This is a genomic window from Frankia sp. AgB1.9, from assembly GCF_016786355.1.
Taxonomy (GTDB): domain Bacteria; phylum Actinomycetota; class Actinomycetes; order Frankiales; family Frankiaceae; genus Pseudofrankia.
Genome location: NZ_JADWYX010000122.1, coordinates 1 through 14,990 on the forward strand (window position 1 = coordinate 1; position 14,990 = coordinate 14,990).

The 14,990-nt window shown below is 72.1% G+C and carries 15 protein-coding genes; 7 read left to right on the top strand and 8 right to left on the bottom strand.

Going from position 1 to position 14,990, the window contains the following annotated elements; genetic code table 11:
- Positions 1–162 precede the first annotated feature (162 nt).
- The gene (gene mshD, locus I6A60_RS33615; RefSeq protein ID WP_203020581.1) at positions 163–1,152 is read left to right on the top strand and encodes a mycothiol synthase; all 990 of its coding nucleotides are present in this window, start codon (positions 163–165) and stop codon (positions 1,150–1,152) included.
- 19 nt (positions 1,153–1,171) lie between these two features.
- Here mshD and I6A60_RS33620 read toward each other — a convergent pair whose 3' ends face one another.
- Entirely contained in the window at positions 1,172–1,549 is a 378-nt protein-coding gene (locus I6A60_RS33620) for an STAS domain-containing protein (RefSeq protein ID WP_203020579.1), read from the bottom strand.
- Between the two features lie 221 nt (positions 1,550–1,770).
- Between I6A60_RS33620 and I6A60_RS33625 the strand changes: the two genes are divergently transcribed.
- Positions 1,771–2,316 carry a hypothetical protein gene (locus I6A60_RS33625; protein ID WP_203020577.1) on the top strand — a complete coding sequence of 182 codons (546 nt, stop codon included), beginning with the start codon at positions 1,771–1,773 and terminating at the stop codon, positions 2,314–2,316.
- Between the two features lie 54 nt (positions 2,317–2,370).
- On the opposite strand, the gene I6A60_RS33630 is transcribed toward I6A60_RS33625, so the two are convergent.
- The 3 genes from I6A60_RS33630 to I6A60_RS33640 form a co-directional block, all read right to left on the bottom strand.
- Positions 2,371–2,742 carry a hypothetical protein gene (locus I6A60_RS33630; RefSeq protein ID WP_203020575.1) on the bottom strand — a complete coding sequence of 124 codons (372 nt, stop codon included), beginning with the start codon at positions 2,740–2,742 and terminating at the stop codon, positions 2,371–2,373.
- Between the two features lie 264 nt (positions 2,743–3,006).
- Positions 3,007–3,666 carry a pentapeptide repeat-containing protein gene (locus I6A60_RS33635; protein WP_203020573.1) on the bottom strand — a complete coding sequence of 220 codons (660 nt, stop codon included), beginning with the start codon at positions 3,664–3,666 and terminating at the stop codon, positions 3,007–3,009.
- Between the two features lie 31 nt (positions 3,667–3,697).
- Positions 3,698–4,477: a TMEM165/GDT1 family protein gene (locus I6A60_RS33640; RefSeq protein WP_203020571.1), complete on the bottom strand. Its 780-nt coding sequence runs from the start codon at positions 4,475–4,477 to the stop codon at positions 3,698–3,700.
- A gap of 514 nt (positions 4,478–4,991) precedes the next feature.
- On the opposite strand from I6A60_RS33640, the gene I6A60_RS33645 reads away from it, so the two are divergent.
- Positions 4,992–5,843: a TylF/MycF/NovP-related O-methyltransferase gene (locus tag I6A60_RS33645; protein WP_203020569.1), complete on the top strand. Its 852-nt coding sequence runs from the start codon at positions 4,992–4,994 to the stop codon at positions 5,841–5,843.
- Positions 5,844–6,003: 160 nt separating this feature from the next.
- Here I6A60_RS33645 and efeB read toward each other — a convergent pair whose 3' ends face one another.
- From efeB to efeU, 3 genes are all read right to left on the bottom strand, one after another.
- Positions 6,004–7,254 carry an iron uptake transporter deferrochelatase/peroxidase subunit gene (gene efeB / locus I6A60_RS33650; RefSeq protein WP_203020567.1) on the bottom strand — a complete coding sequence of 417 codons (1,251 nt, stop codon included), beginning with the start codon at positions 7,252–7,254 and terminating at the stop codon, positions 6,004–6,006.
- A gap of 92 nt (positions 7,255–7,346) precedes the next feature.
- Entirely contained in the window at positions 7,347–8,495 is a 1,149-nt protein-coding gene (gene efeO / locus I6A60_RS33655; RefSeq protein WP_203020565.1) for an iron uptake system protein EfeO, read from the bottom strand.
- A 149-nt stretch (positions 8,496–8,644) separates the two neighbouring features.
- Entirely contained in the window at positions 8,645–9,619 is a 975-nt protein-coding gene (gene efeU, locus I6A60_RS33660; RefSeq protein WP_203020563.1) for an iron uptake transporter permease EfeU, read from the bottom strand.
- A 306-nt stretch (positions 9,620–9,925) separates the two neighbouring features.
- On the opposite strand from efeU, the gene I6A60_RS33665 reads away from it, so the two are divergent.
- From I6A60_RS33665 to I6A60_RS44275, 3 genes are all read left to right on the top strand, one after another.
- The gene (locus tag I6A60_RS33665) at positions 9,926–10,234 is read left to right on the top strand and encodes a hypothetical protein (RefSeq protein ID WP_307873995.1); all 309 of its coding nucleotides are present in this window, start codon (positions 9,926–9,928) and stop codon (positions 10,232–10,234) included.
- A 226-nt stretch (positions 10,235–10,460) separates the two neighbouring features.
- Positions 10,461–11,108, top strand: a complete 648-nt coding sequence (locus tag I6A60_RS33670; RefSeq protein WP_203020561.1) for a DUF433 domain-containing protein — start codon at positions 10,461–10,463, stop codon at positions 11,106–11,108.
- Positions 11,108–11,539: a DUF5615 family PIN-like protein gene (locus I6A60_RS44275; protein ID WP_203020559.1), complete on the top strand. Its 432-nt coding sequence runs from the start codon at positions 11,108–11,110 to the stop codon at positions 11,537–11,539. The genes I6A60_RS33670 and I6A60_RS44275 overlap by 1 nt, the downstream gene beginning before the upstream one ends.
- On the opposite strand, the gene I6A60_RS33680 is transcribed toward I6A60_RS44275, so the two are convergent.
- Positions 11,527–13,239, bottom strand: a complete 1,713-nt coding sequence (locus I6A60_RS33680; protein WP_203020557.1) for a hydantoinase B/oxoprolinase family protein — start codon at positions 13,237–13,239, stop codon at positions 11,527–11,529. The genes I6A60_RS44275 and I6A60_RS33680 overlap by 13 nt on opposite strands.
- Positions 13,240–13,350: 111 nt before the next feature.
- Between I6A60_RS33680 and I6A60_RS33685 the strand changes: the two genes are divergently transcribed.
- Entirely contained in the window at positions 13,351–14,814 is a 1,464-nt protein-coding gene (locus I6A60_RS33685; protein WP_203020555.1) for a dipeptidase, read from the top strand.
- Positions 14,815–14,990 lie beyond the last annotated feature (176 nt).

A 14,990-nucleotide genomic window follows, 5' to 3' on the forward strand; every position in this document is an offset into this window, starting at 1 on the left:
GCGGGGGGCGCGCTGTTTTGTTCTCCCCCCCCCCCCCCCCCCCCCCCCCCCCCCCCCCCCCCGCGGCGGCGTCCGTCGGCGGATCCCACCGCTGGTCCGCTTCGCTGGCCCGCTTCGTCCCCGGTTCGTGCGGCACGGGCGGACCTGGCTTACCGTCGGTTGGTGAGCTTGCTGAGCTGGTCGGACAGTCTGCCGGCGGGACAAGCCGCCGGCGTCGGAACGCTGGTCGCCGCGGCGCAGGCCGCCGACGGCGTCGGGCCGGTCTCGGACGACGTGGCGTTGACGCTGCGGCCCGGTGCCGGCGCCTCGCCCGACCGGTCTCATCTGGTCGCCGCCGATGAGGCGGGGGCCATCACCGGGTACGCCCAGTTGACCCGGGCCGGCGACGGCGCCTGGGAGGCGGAGCTGGTCGTTCACCCGGCCCACCGGCGCCACGGCATCGGAGCGCGGCTGGTCGCGACACTGCTCGACGCCGTACGCCAGGCCGCGTCGGCGGTGGCGGCCCGGCCGGCCACGCTGGACATCTGGGCGCACGGCGACTCGGCCGCCGCCGCGGCGCTGGCGGACCGGACCGGGTTTTCCCGTGGCCGTGTGCTGCTGCAGCTGCGCCGCCCGCTGGTCGCCTTCGACGGGGCCGACCTGCCCGAGCCGGTGTGGCCGGCCGGCGTGACGGTGCGGACGTTCGAACCGGGGAAGGACGAGGGCCGCTGGCTCGCGCTGAACGCCCTGGCCTTCGCGAGCCACCCGGAGCAGGGCCGCTGGACCGAGCAGGACCTGCTGCCCCGCGAGGCGGAACCCTGGTTCGACGCGGCCGGCTTCTTCCTGGCCGAGCGGGGCGACGACCTGGTCGGCTTCCACTGGACGAAGGTGCACCCGGTGGATCCCGCGCCACCGGCCGGGGTCGTCGCGGCCGGGCCGATCGGGGAGGTCTACGTCGTGGGCGTCGATCCGGCGGGGGCCGGTGGCGGCCTGGGCCGGGCCCTCACCCTGGCCGGGCTGCGCCACCTGCGGGACGACCGGGGCCTGGCCGCGGTGATGCTCTACGCCGACGAGGACAACGTCCGGGCGGTGCGGATGTACGAGGGGCTTGGATTCAGCCGCTACGCGGTCGACACGAAGTACCGCGCCGCCATCACCGGGTCCGGGTTCTAACCCGTGCCTGGCCGCCACGTCAGTCGCGGCGGCTCGCGGGGCGTGGGCCGGTGACCGCGGCCACGGTCGGCGGCTCACCGACGCCGCCTTCGACCTCCAGAACCGTCGTGAGGTTCGTGACGTGCAACAGACGGCAGGCCATGTCGTTGAGGTTGCGCAGGATCAGCCGCCCGCCGGTGGAGCGCTGCCGACGGTGCGCGTAGAGGATGACGGCCAGGCCCTGCGAGTCGAGGAACCCCACCTCGGCGAGGTCCACCACGATCTCGCTGACGCCCGCCATCCGGGCGTCCATCAGAGCCTCGCGCAACGGGTCGAGGGACGAGTAGTCGATGTCGCCCTCTGGCCGGATCACGATGGCATGCGGGCCTGTCACTTCGACGCTCACTCTAAGGATCATCGCTCCCCGCCACCGCCGGTCCAGGCCAATCGATCGATGCCCTACCCCCCTCGGCGCACGCTCACACCCCGTCTACGAAGTTCACCCACCGCTTCCCCTCCGGTCCGGACCGCGACCCGAACGCGACCGGCAGGCCCGAGCCCGGCGGTCGCGGGCCGGTCACCAAAAGGTCCCCGCCTCGCGGGGTGGGATCGGGCCGGCTCCGATGCGATCTTGCGACCATGCGTGATGAACAGGCCCGTACTCTCAGCCAGCGCGCCGCGGCGCCGGGGCCCGCGTCGGCCGTGGCTTCCGGCTACCCGAGGCCGGTGTTCCCCGGCGAACGAGACGGGAGTGGAGTCACGTTCCTGCACCGGACCGACGGAAGCTCGGTCACCGTCGGCACCCAGCCCGGTGGCGCCGAGGGAGATCGGGTGGTTGTGCTGCGGCTGCAGTCACCGCTGCTCGACGCCGTCAACGCGGTCTACCTGCGGCCGGCCGAGGCCGACCGGCTCGCCGACGGGCTCGCGCACGCCGCCGAGGTCACCCGCCGCGACATCGCCGCGGGCGGGGCGGGTGACCGGGTCCGGGCCGACGGCGACGAGGCACGCCGGGAGCCGGCGGGCCAGCGCGTCGTCGTCGCGGGCGAGGGAACCAGCGCCGAGGGCCTGTGTGCCGTGCTGGCCGAGCTGCCACCAGGGGCAAGCCTGCGGGATTTCAGCTCGGACGCCGACCTGAGCCTCGTGTTCGCGCTGCCGGCGACGGATGCCGGGCCTGAGCCCGTCTAGGCCCGGTGCCTGGCCGCTTCCCCGGCCAGGCGAAGGCTCGCCAGCCAGCGCGGCTCAGCCGCGGGTCAGCCTCGCCTCAAGCTCCGCGCGGTCAGTAACCCAGTAGGGGCCGTCGTCCTCGACGACATCGGCCAGGAGCACGTGATGACGACCGGCGTGGCCGTTCGGGAGCAGGCAGGTCAGGCCGTCGGCGCGGCAGCTGGGCGCGACGACGGTCTTCGGCACGGTCCAGAGCAGCCAGACCTCGTCGTCGCCCCAGCCCTGCAGGACGGCCGTGTGGTTGCCCTGGTGACCGCGCTCGAGCGCGCAGGTCACCTCGTCGGGGACCTCGTACGCGGCCCCGGGCACGTCACCGAGCCGCTGCGCGATCTCCTCCGGCACCCGCTGCCATCCGCCACAGGCGCCATCGTCCACGGTCTCGCCCACGCCCCACTCACCTCCGCCGAAGCGGCCACCCGGATCGCCGACTGTGGTCGACCTCGTGGTGCCCGCGCTGCCTGCGACGACAGGAGTCTCCGAACCCGCGGCCGAGCGTCGCCCGACGTCGGGGCAATGGCTCACACCCTGTCGACGCACCGATATAAGCACGCTGGGTCGCGGGTCCCGACACCGGGTCGAAACGATCCGTACAGAACTAGTTACTCGTAGAACCCATCACCGGGCCGCCTGGACCTTTCAGTGACAGGAATGTCACTGAAAGACGATGCCAAGAGCGGTCGCGAGCGACGGGGCGAGACCCACCAGGTCGCCTGCGCCGACCTGGGCGCCGGCCAGGCCGTCGGCACCGGTCACCCGGTCGAACCGGCAGTCGGCGAATCGCGCGGCGACGACGGTCATGCCGGAGAAGTCGGCGCCGGTCAGGTCGCAGCGGATGAACTCGACGTGGTCGAGCCGGCTCCTGGTCAGATCCAGCCCGGTCAGGTCACAGTCCTCGAACCGGCAGCGGTGCAGCCGGCAGAAGCGCAGGGTCAGGCCGTCGGCGCGAACACCGGTCAGCCGGGCGTCATGGATCTCACCGCTGACCCAGACGGCGCCGGACAGCCGGCCACCGTCGACGGCCACCCTGGTCGCCGCGCCACCGTCGGCCACGGTCCCCGCGAGCGCCACCTCCCGGGCCGCGACGTCCCGCAGGGTGACGCCGGACAGGTCGCCGCCGACCACGCGCAGCCTCGCCAGCCGGGCCCCGACCAGCCGGACGTCGCGTCCGGTCCCGTCGCCGGTCGCGGCGAGCAGGTCGGCGAGCTCGACGGGTTCGGCCGGGCCGGGCGACGCCGCGCCGGGCCGCTCGGTCGGGAGATCCGGAACCACTGGAGCCCAGGGATCGCCCCGCCGCCGTGCCGTCGTCGCCATGGGAACAGCATGCCGGGTCGCACCGGCCCGCTCAGCCGCGGATGACGTCGACCAGGCTGATAACCGCGAGGACGACGAACGCCGCCGCCGCGACCCGGGTGATGACCTTGACCGGGATGACCCGCAGCAGGCTGCGGCCACCGGCGATCGCGAGCGCGGCGACGGCCCAGAGCGCGAGGACCGCGCCGAGCCAGACCGAGACCGGCGAACCGAACCTGGCGGCGAGATTGGCCGTCGAGATCTGGGTCAGGTCGCCCATCTCGGCCACGAAGATGACGGTGAACGACGTCGCCGCCACTCGCCAGAACCCGCGCGGCGTCTCCCGGGCCTTCTTGCCGCCCGCGGTCACCACGCCCGCGGTGGCCACGCCGGCGGGCGCCACGCCGGCCTCCGAGGCGTCTGTCGCCGTCGTGGGCTCGCCGGGCCGGGCCACGCTGGTGGCGCCGAAGGGACCCGGCACGGCCTCGGTCGTCGCGCCCCGCGCGTCCGTGCCGGCGGCCCGCGCGACCTCCTGCTCGGCCTCGGCCTCTTCCTCGGCCTCGTCGTCGTTGCCCTCTCGGTAGACGAGGACCGCCCCGATGACAAACAGCGCGAGGGCCACGGCGTCGACGACGCGATGCGGCAGGAGCGTGAAGACGCTGCCGACGGCGACCGCCAGCGTGACGTGAACGAGGAACGCGGCGGCCACGCCGACCCACACGTGCAGCGGCCGGAACCGGCTGCCGAGCACCAGGCTCGCGACGAGGGTCTTGTCGGGCAGCTCAGCGAGAAAAATGATGCCGAACGTTACGAGCGCGGCAGTAAGGCTCACGGCCTGGCCCTTCTTCTCGGGCCGGGCCGGGGCGCGGGGACGCCTTCGACCCGGCGTCGTGAACCGGATCGAAGGTCTCGCCCACCCGACCGGTTCCGAGACCGACCAGGCCCAGCCGCCGGGCCTGCGCCGCGTACCGGCCGGCCGTTGCCGACCCGCCTCGCGACGCCGCCAGTATGTCGACGACAGGGCCGCCCGGCACGCGCCTACCGAAACAGCAGGCATGCCGGGCAGCAGGGCTACTCCCCTTCTGGCCTAACCTTACCCACGCATCGCGTGACGCCGGAGTGCCCTGCGGCGTCCATCACCCCGCCGCAAGCGGACCGTGGCCTGGCCAGTCCGCCTCGGCCGCGCCAGCCAGCCCACCACCAGGCTTCGGACACTTCATCCCAAAAGGGGCGAGCCCGGTCCGCAGATGCCACAGACCGCTATGAAATCATCGCTTCTACTCCGCCACGGCAGACGTACCCGGCCTGTCGACGGCGGCGCGCGGCCCGTAGTCGAGGAGAGGCGCATGGCTTCCAAGAAGCAGGTCACGACGTACGCGAACCAGGCCAAGTCGACCCTGCGCAGCGCGGTCCGGCAGGCGGGCTTCGACGTCGTCCGGCGCCGCGCCGGGTTCGAGCTGCCGGGCATGGACGCGCTGGCCGTCTCGACCATCCGGGAGACGTCGCCGTACACCATGACCGACCCGTCGAAGGTCTTCGCCCTCATCCAGGCCGTCCGCTACCTGGTGAACAACAGAATCTCCGGCGACATCGTCGAATGCGGCGTCTGGGCCGGCGGTTCGGCGATGGCGGCCGCGCGCACGCTGCTCCAGCTCGGCGACACCTCACGCCACCTGTACCTGTTCGACACCTTCGAGGGCATGCCGGCGCCGACCGGCGCGGATATCGCCCCGGATGGGCAGACCGCCGAGAACCTGCTGGCTCACGCGGACCCGACCGACCCGGCCTCCGCCTGGTCGATCGTGCCGCTGGAGCAGGTTCGGGCCAACGTCGCCCAGATCGGCTACCCCGAGGACAGGATTCACTTCGTCAAGGGCCTGGTCGAGCAGACGGTGCCCGCGCAGGCCCCGGAGCGGATCGCGCTACTGCGGCTGGACACCGACTGGTACGAGTCGACCCGGCACGAGATGGAGCACCTCTACCCGCGGATCACGCCCGGCGGGGTGCTGATCGTGGACGACTACGGCTGGTGGAAGGGCTCCCAGCAGGCCGTCGACGCCTACCTCGCGACCCACCGCATCCCGATTCTGCTGAACCGGATGGGGCCCGAGTGCGGCGCGATCGGCGTCGTCCCGGCGGCGAACACGCAGCCCGCACCCCCGCCGCGCCCCTCGACCGTCGGCGCGAAGACCTTCTGACGCCATGCCTTCCGGGCCTACCCGGCCCCCAACCGCCGACTTCGATCCAAGATCGCCGATCTGGCCTTCAAGTGGTCGTCGGCGGTCCTAGAACACGACCAGTTGAGGGCCAGAACGGCGATCATTTCGACCGCCGGGTCGGCCAGCTCAGCGCCGGGTCTCAGGCGAACAGGCCTCGGGCCCAGTAGTCTCCGCCGGTGGCGGAGACGCCCGGTGGGACGGCGAACAGCGCGCTGCTGGTGTGCCGGATGTACTCGTTCAGTGCGTCCGACTGCGCCAGCCTGCGCTGGACCGGGACGAACCCGGTGCGCGGGTCGCGTTGGAAGGCGATGAAGAACAGGCCCGCGTCGAGCTGGCCGGTCTGCTGGTCGACGCCGTCGGTGTAGGAGTAGCCGCGCCGCAGCAGCGTGATGCCGCCGTTGGTGGCCGGAGCGGCGAGCCGGATGTGGGCGTCGGCCGAGATCACCGAGGCGCCGTCTTCGCCCTTGGCGGCGAGCGGCACCGGGTCGAACTCCGTTTCCGCTCCCAGGGGCGCGCCGGTGTCCTTCCGCCGGCCGAAGACCTCCTCCTGGTCGGCGAGGAAGTCGCGGTCCCACGCCTCCAGCAGCATCCGGATCCGGCGGGTGACCACGTAGGTGCCGCCCTGCATCCACGCCTGGTCGGTGTCCTGGCCGACCCAGACATTGGTGGCGAGGGACTTGGTGTCCTCTCGCTTGATGTTGTTCGTGCCGTCCTTGAAGCCCATCAGGTTGCGCGGGGTCTGCTGGCTGGAGCTGGTGGTGCTCGTCCGGCCGAATCCCAGCTGGAACCAGCGCAGGACGGCGGTGCCCTGGGCCAGCCGGCGCAGGTTGCGCACGGCGTGGAAGGCGACCTGCGGGTCGTCGGCGCAGGCCTGGATGCACAGGTCGCCGCCGCCGCGGTCGGGCTCGAGCTCGTCGCGGGGCAGCGCGGGGATGTCTGCGAGCGCCGCCGGCCGCCGGGCGCCCAGGCCGAAACGGTCGTCGAACAGCGACGGGCCGACGCCGAAGGTGATGGTCAGGTTGGCCGCGGACAGGCCCAGCGCCTCGCCGGTGTCCTTGGGCGGCGACTGCGGCGCCGACTCGACGTCGCTGACCTGCTGACCGGCCGCCATCCGGCTGGCGGCGTCGGTCCAGGTCCGCAGCAGGTCACGCAGCTCGTCGCGGGACACCCCGGCGGACACGTCGAAGGCCGCGAAGGCCAGCCGGTCCTGCGCCTCGGTGCTGACTCCGGCCTGTCGCGGGCCGTGAAAGGCGACGACGTCCCGGGCCGCGCCGGACGGCGGCTTCGAGCCGTCGTCCGAGCAGCCGGCGAGTGTCGCCGCCCCTGCCCCCGCCAACCCGGCCGCGCCGAGCAGCGCCCGGCGTCGGGAGAGCCCACGTTGCTCGGCCATCACTGCTGAATCCCCTCGTGATCTTCCTGGGAGGTACCCACCGCCGGGCGGCCGTCCGGCTTCTCGCTCGAAACGGCCGCCCGTGCGGTGCCTTACTGCACGATCGTCCCGGCCACCTGCGACAGCGGCTCCGCCAGCGCGTCGACGGCCTGCGAGAGGGTCTTGCGCTGGGCCTCGGTCACCTTGTCGTAGGAGACGTAGCCCGTCCCCTCCTTGTACGGCGCCATCGCGGCGTACATGTCGGTGAAGCGGCCCTGGACCGTCGAGGCCAGCGTCGGGTTGATCTTCGACAGGCCCGGCTGGAGCAGGGTGAACGCCTTGTCCGCGCCGTCGATGTTGCCCTGCATGTCCAGCAGGTCGAGCTTGCTGTAGCGCTCTTCCTCACCAGTGATCTTCGACTGGCCCACCTCGTCGAGCAGCTCGGTCGCACCGTTGGCGACCTGGGCCGGCTGGTAGGTGGTCGTGGCGACGAGCGTGTTCAGCTTGCCGACGTCGGACTGCAGCTGGTCGGCGATCGGGCCCATGCCGTCCAGCGACTTGTCCGCGAAGATGGCCTTCTCCAGGCGGTGGAAGCCAGTCCACTTCGCCGGGTCGTCGACGTCGTCGATCCGGGCGTCGATGGCGGGGTCGAGATCCCCGAACGCCTCGGCGACCGGCTCGATCCGCTCGTAGTTCAGCCGGGGCGCGCCGTAGAGGGCGGCGGCCTGGGTGAGGTCGCCGGCCTTGACCGCGGCGACGAACGGCGTGGTGTTGGTGACCAGCTCCGCGACCTGAGCCTTCACGTAGTCGGCGTACTGGGTGGTCGCCGTGTTGAGCGCGGTGGTCACCTCGGGCGACAGCGTGGCCGCGCCGGCGCCGGAGGCCGCCGCGGTGACGACGAAGTCAACCTTCTCCGGGCCACCCTTCGCGCCGGGGCAGTAAATCTGGTACTTGCCCGGCTTGACGTTGAGGGAGAACGTGCCGGACAGGCCCGGCGTGAGGTTCTCCTTCTCACCGAGAATGGTGTCTCCGTTGAGCAACTCGGTCTCGGTGATGGCGTCGGCGTCCTTGTTTGTGATCTTGAACGTCGTCGCCCCCGCCGGAATGGTCGCGGGGTCAGCAGTACAGCCCTTCGACGAGATCGTCACGTTGACGGTCTGCTTGCCGGCGCTCGTCCCGGATCCCGACGAGCTACCTCCGCAGGCGGCGCACGCGGCGGTGATGACGGCGATGGCGCTGAACGCGATTGGTGCGCGGCGCACGGAGTACCCCCAGTATTTGTGAGTGTTTGTTTGTGTGGCGGGCAACCCTGGGCGGGACTGCGGGGCTGCCCGGCCACGGATGCCCTGGCCGCGGCAGGCTCGGGCAAGGCGCCGGCGTATTACGGTCGGCAGTGTTTTCGACGCGGCGGCTATTTCCTGGGAGCCGGCTCCGGTTGGAGCTCACCCGTCGACGTCTGCGCCGTCGGCCCGACGGGCGCCGACCCGACAGCCGCCGGCACGGTGGCCTCTGGAGTGGAGTCCTGCGGTGTCGCGGTTTCCGCCGCAGCGGGCGGCGTGGTGGCTGGCCCGGCAGGAGACCCGCGCCGCCTGGTAGGCCAGGCGATGAACAGCACCAGCGGGACGAGATAGACGATCCAGGCCACGAACTCGGCGACGACCGGCCGCGGCTGCAGCCCCAGCACGCCGGTCAGCACGCTGGCCAACGGCGTGCCCGGCCGCACGAGCCACGACATGTCGAACATCTGCTTCTGGCCGGCGTCCAGCCAGCCGGCCTCGTGGGCGGTGTGCGCGGCCGTCGCGAGCAGTCCGGCGGCGACCAGGACGAGAACGAGCCCGGTAACCCGGAAAAAGCGGGAAAGGTTGATGCGCACGCCGCCGCGATAGATACCGGCACCAATGACGACCGCGACGATCACACCGAGGAGCGCGCCTATACCGGCGCTGGCCGGCGAAGTGCTCGCGTTGAAGGCCGCGATAAGAAATACCGCCGTCTCGAAGCCCTCCCGCAGCACGGCGAGAAAGGCCATCGCGACCAGCGCGCCGGTGGACCCCGTCTCCAGCGCCGACGCGGTCGCGTTCTCCAGCGAACGCTTGAGGTCGCGGGAGTTCCGCCGCATCCACAGGATCATGTAGGTGACCATCGCCACCGCTATGAGCCCGATGACGGTCTCCAGCCCCTCCTGCTGGCGCTGTGGCAGCTCCCGGTCGACCGCCTGCAGGGTGATGCCGACCGCCAGGCAGAGCAGCAGGGCCAGCCCGACACCGAACCAGACCTGGCGCAACGCGTCACGCCGGCCGCGCTGCCGGAGGAAGGCGGCGACGATGCCGACGATCAGGGATGCTTCCAGCCCCTCACGCAGGCCGATCACAAAAGTGGGAAGCACCGGCCACCCCTTCCCTTCGCCGCTGTAAGTCACTCAGGCTGGCCTAACCTAAGGCAAGCTTGCCTAACTTAGGCCAGCCTTACCGTAAAGCGCAAGAGCCTCCAGAAGGACGACGCCCGGACCCTTGGCCCACCTAGGCGGGCATGTCAGGCCACCGGAAACGACACGAAAGCAATAGAACGCGGGCAGTGACGAGCGAGTGGGATAGCCACTCCGGTCGGCACCAGACCGTGCACATGGCGACACGTGAGCAGGAGCGGAGCCCACGACGTTGCCTTACTCGAACACACGTGCGAACGTTGACTCGTGACTGGAACCGGTCGGCCAGAGGCCGGGGTGCGGATCGTGATCGACGGCCAGGCGTTCGAGCTGCCGGCCGACACCGACCCGGAGGAACTGCGCCGACGCGTCGCCCAGGCCGTCTTCCGCTGCGAGGTCGAGCAGCTCCACCTGGCGAACGGCCGAACCATGCTCGTCAACTGGCGTTCCGTCCGCACCATCCAGATCGAGCTGGGCAGCCCCGCCCGCCACTCCTCCTACGGCTTCCCACCAGCCGCCTATTCACCGGCCGTCGCCGAGCACCCGCCGCCCGGCGACCGCCCGCCCACCCCCTAGACGGATCGCGGTCGTGCCGTGGCCGGGCGGGAACCACGGCCACGTTCCCCGCACGGCCGCGATCCCCCCAACCCGCCACAACCGCCGCGTGAACGCTCAGGAGCGCTCGCGATCCGTCGCCACGGCGCCCAGATCATGAGCCCGGAAGGGTATAAGATCACAGTCGTCCGGTGGGCTGTTCTTCACGTGTCTCCGGAATGGCAGAGAGACCCGGAAGGAGGGCGACGTGGCATACACCACCCAGCTGGCGGCCGCCCTTTCGGGTGCCACCCAACGGCAGCTGTCGCACTGGCGACGAGATTCCGGCGCCGGGCCGGTTCTCGTGCCGGAGATCTCAGCCAGCCCGCCACGCGTCCTCTATTCTTTCCGCGATCTCCTGGCGCTGCGGACCTGCGTCTTCCTCTGTCGCACGGTCTCCCTGCAGCGCGTCCGAAAGGCGATCGACAACCTCCGCAACCTGGGTGAGTACGAGCACCTTTCGCGATACCGACTAGTATCCGACGGCGATACCGTCATGCTGGTCGATGCCGACGCGGTGACAGATCTTGTCCGCAAGCCCGGCCAAGGGGTTCTCGTCGTCATGAGTGACGTTCTCGAGCCCTTCGCGGTCCGGGAGGGTGTCGTCGTTCCGAACCTGTTCCATCCGCGCCGGCATCTGGAGATCGACCCGGAGACCCGCGGCGGCGAGCCCGTCGTCGCCGGCACCCGAGTGCCCTACGACCTGGTCGCCGGGCTGGTGCGCGACGGGGTGCCACCCGAGCAGGTCAGGGACTACTACCCAGACGTCTCCACCGAGGCGGCCCGTGACGCGACCGACTTCGCGCTCTACGTCGACAGCTACAGCCAGCCCCGCCGAGGCACCTCGGCCGCCTGATGCGAATTCTTCTCGATGAGGACACCCCGGTACAGCTCGTCTCCGTCCTCCGACACCTCTTACCGCACGAGAAGGTCGACCATCTACGAGAACTCGGGTGGAAGGGTAAGAAGGATCACGCAGTACTGGCAGACGCCCACAATGCTCGTTTTGACGCAATCCTGACCAACGACAGCCGGCAGCTCGAAGAACCGATCGAGACCACAGCCATCCGAAAGTCCGGCCTCCACCACATTCGCTACACGCAACGTCGCCCCGGTTTGAAGGGGCTCGCGTTGGCCATGGGCGCCGTAATCTCCAGCATGCCGGGCATCGTTGACGACCTCGCTGAAGTCACCGACCAACGGCTCGTCCACATTCACGGCCTGGAACCGCGTGGCAGGTACACGATCGTCGATCCTCGACGGGATCCACCACGCTATTGGCGATGAGCGTCTTCCGGAGCGGGTGGGGTGCCCCAGCCACCGCCGCCTGGGGTCCGGACCGTGACGACGGAGCCGGCGGTGAGGGGGCGGCTGGCCTTGGGCGGGAGTGGGTCGCCGTCGACGTCGTTGTGGCCGACGGCGCCCGGCGCGCCGCCTTCGGCCCCCTGGGGAGCGTGGCGGCGGCGGTCGGTGAGGACTGAGAGGGTCGCGGGGGCGAGCACCCGGATGGAGCGGACCAGGCCGGCGCCGCCGGGGTGGCGGCCCGCGCCGGCGGTCGTCTCGTCCAGCTCGTAGCGCTCGACCCGCATCGGGTATTCGAGCTCCAGCGCCTCGATCGGGGTGTTCAGCGTGTTCGTCATCCCGACGTGGACCCCGGACGGGCCCGGCCCGCGCGCCGAACCGCCGGCGCCGCCGGCGAGCGTCTCGTAGTAGGTCCAGCCGTCCCCGCCGATCACGAGGTTGTTCATCGTCCCCTGGCCCTGCGCGGGCAGCACGGGCAACGGGTCCGTGCCGCCGCCCACCCCACCGCCCGTGCCGCCGCCCACCCCACCGCCCGTGCCGGCGGTCGGCGCACCGGATCGGGCCGCGCGGGCGGCGGCGACGGCCGCGCCGAGCGCGGCGAGCACCGTGTCGGCGATCCGCTGGGAGGTCTCGACGTTGCCGGCGACGACGGCCGACGGGCGGCGGGCGTCCACCAGCGACCCGGGCTCGGTCACGACGGTCAGCGGCGCGTACGTGCCGTCGTTGGCCGGCACGTCGTCGGGCAGCAGCACCCGCAGCGCGAAGCAGCAGGCCGAGCGGGTCACCGCGCGCGGGCAGTTGACGTTGCCGCGCACGGTGGGGGAGGTACCGGCGAAGTCGACCGTCAGGCCGTCACCGGCGATGGTCACGCGGACTCGCAGCGGGATGTCGACGTCGTCCGCGCCGTCGCCCTCCAGCTCGCTGGCCGCCTCGTAACGGCCGTCGGGCAGCAGCGCGACCAGTGCCCGGCTGCGCCGCTCGCCGTACCGCAGCACCTCGTCGAAGGCGGCCAGGATGGTCGGGATGCCGTGGCGCTCGGCGAGCTCTGCGAGCCGGACGCCGGCCAGCCGGTTCGCGGCCGCCTGCGCGCGCAGGTCGCCGCGGCGCAGGTCGGGGGTGCGGGAGTTCGCGCAGATCAGGTCCAGGATGTCGTCCTGCCAGACGCCGGCACGCACCAGCCGGACCGGCGGGATGATCAGCCCCTCCGCGAAGATCTCGCGGGAGTCCGCCGGCATCGAGCCTGGCCGCATGCCGCCCATGTCGGAGTGGTGCGCCCGGGTGGCCGCGTAGCCGACGATCTCGCCCTCGAAGTCGAGCGGACTGATCAGGGTGACGTCCGGGAGGTGGTTGCCACCGGCGAACGGGTCGTTGAGAACCCAGACGTCACCGGGCCCGTGCGCGGCCTTGGGTGACCCCGCCGCGGCGCGCTCGGCGACCACCCGGACGGACTCGTACAGCGCGCCCAGGTGCACCGGGACGTGCGCCGCCTGTGCGACCATCCGGCCGGTCGCGTCGAACAGCGCGGCCGAGCAGTCCCGCCGTTCCTTGATGTTCGACGAGTAGGCGCTGCGGACCAGCAGCGTCCCCATCTCCTCGGCGATGCCGGCCAGCGCGCTGGACAGCACCGAGAGCGTCACCGGGTCCAGCCCGGCCGCCTGCCTGTTCTCGCCGGCCCGGTCGTCCATGCGTCCCAGAATCCCAGCCCGCGCCCGGACGGCGCGCCTGAGGTCGACGGGGCGTCGTGACCCGCCGGCCGGCGGCGGCACACCGGTGGGGGGCGTGGTCAGATAGTGGCCATGCCCGTCGCCCCCGGCCCGTCCCGGACCTCCCCGACCGCCGGCGTGTCCGGTGGAGACGCCGCCGCCGGCCCGGCAGGCCTGTCCGACGCCCTCACGCGGGAGCTGGCCGCCGACGTCGCCGGGCGGGTGCGGGCGTTGATGCCGCGAGCACTCGAGGATCTCGCCGAGCTGGTGGCGCTGCCGAGCGTCTTCGACCCGAAGACCGGCCCGTCGGCGGACTGTGTGCGCGCCGCCGACCTCGTGGCGGCCGCGCTGCGCGACGCCGGGCTTCCGGACGTCCGGCTGGTGGAGACGCCAGACGGGTCGACGTCCGTCATCGGTCACCGCCCGGCGGCCGAGAGCGGGCCGACGGTCCTGCTCTACGCCCACTACGACGTTCAGCCGCCCGGCGACGACACGCGCTGGGACAGCCCGCCGTTCGCGCTGACCGAGCGGGATGGCCGCTGGTATGGCCGGGGCGCCGCCGACTGCAAGGGCAACCTGCTGGCGCACCTGACGGCGCTGCGCGCGGTCGGTGACGCGCCGGCCGTCGGGATCAAGGTGATCGTCGAAGGCTCGGAGGAGCAGGGCACCGGCGGCCTGGAACGGTTCGTCGAGCAGCACCCGGACGTGCTCGCCGCCGACACGATCGTCATCTGCGACTCGGGCAACGTCGCCGTCGGAGTGCCGACCATGACGACCGCGCTGCGCGGCATGGTGAGCGCGGTCGTCCGGGTGACGACCGGGACCAGCGGCATGCACAGCGGCACCTTCGGCGGAGCGACGCCGGACGCGCTGCTCGCGCTCGTAGCGATGCTCGCGACGCTGCACAACGAGGCCGGCGACGTCACGATCACCGGTCTGGCCAACGGTGGTGTCTGGGACGGCGAGGCCTACCCCGAACAGCAGCTGCGCGCCGACGCGCACGTCCTGCCCGGGGTGGACCTGCTCGGCAGCGGGACGGTCGCCGACCAGCTGTGGGCCCGCCCGGCGCTGACGGTCATCGGTGTCGAGGCGCCGCCGCTGACCGGCGCTCCGTCGGCTGTGCAGCCGCACGCCGCGGTGCGGCTGAACCTGCGGGTTCCGCCCGGGGTCGACCCGGAGGCCGCCTTCGAGCTGCTCGCCGCCCACCTGCGGGCCGCCGCGCCCTGGCACGCCGAGGTCGAGGTGGAACTGGAGGGGTTCGGCGCGCCGTTCCGCGCGTCGACGGAGGGGACCGGCTACCAGGCTATGGCCGCGGCGATGGCGCTGGCCTACGGCCGCCCGGTGACCACCGCCGGGCAGGGCGGCGCCATCCCGCTGTGCAACACGTTCGCCCAGACCTACCCGGACGCGGAGATCATGCTGATCGGCGTCGCGGAGCCGGCCTGCCTGATGCACGCGCCGAACGAGAGCGTCGCGCCGAGCGAGATCGAACAGATCGCGCTGGCCGAGGCCCTGTTCCTGCTGGGCTACCCGACCAGCCGGGGGGCGCGGCCGTAGCGGAGCCAGGCGCGGCCTCGCCGCCGTCGACCGGCTGAAACAAGGCGCAGCACGCGATAGGGTCCGAACCCGGCAACCCAGCGCCAAACCCGGCGTCGCCTGGTGCCATTCTTGGGGGTCATGGGACCGCGGGGGGACGAGACTGCTGTGCCCGCTCCCGCACCGCCGCCCTCGTC

Coding starts and splice junctions, on each gene's coding strand:
- I6A60_RS33620 (WP_203020579.1), bottom strand. CDS start 1,549: ATGATCCTTAGAGTGAGCGTCGAAGTGACAGGCCCGCATGCCATCGTG.
- I6A60_RS33625 (WP_203020577.1), top strand. CDS start 1,771: ATGCGTGATGAACAGGCCCGTACTCTCAGCCAGCGCGCCGCGGCGCCG.
- I6A60_RS33635 (WP_203020573.1), bottom strand. CDS start 3,666: ATGGCGACGACGGCACGGCGGCGGGGCGATCCCTGGGCTCCAGTGGTT.
- I6A60_RS33645 (WP_203020569.1), top strand. CDS start 4,992: ATGGCTTCCAAGAAGCAGGTCACGACGTACGCGAACCAGGCCAAGTCG.
- efeB (WP_203020567.1), bottom strand. CDS start 7,254: ATGGCCGAGCAACGTGGGCTCTCCCGACGCCGGGCGCTGCTCGGCGCG.
- I6A60_RS44275 (WP_203020559.1), top strand. CDS start 11,108: ATGCGAATTCTTCTCGATGAGGACACCCCGGTACAGCTCGTCTCCGTC.
- I6A60_RS33680 (WP_203020557.1), bottom strand. CDS start 13,239: ATGGACGACCGGGCCGGCGAGAACAGGCAGGCGGCCGGGCTGGACCCG.
- I6A60_RS33685 (WP_203020555.1), top strand. CDS start 13,351: ATGCCCGTCGCCCCCGGCCCGTCCCGGACCTCCCCGACCGCCGGCGTG.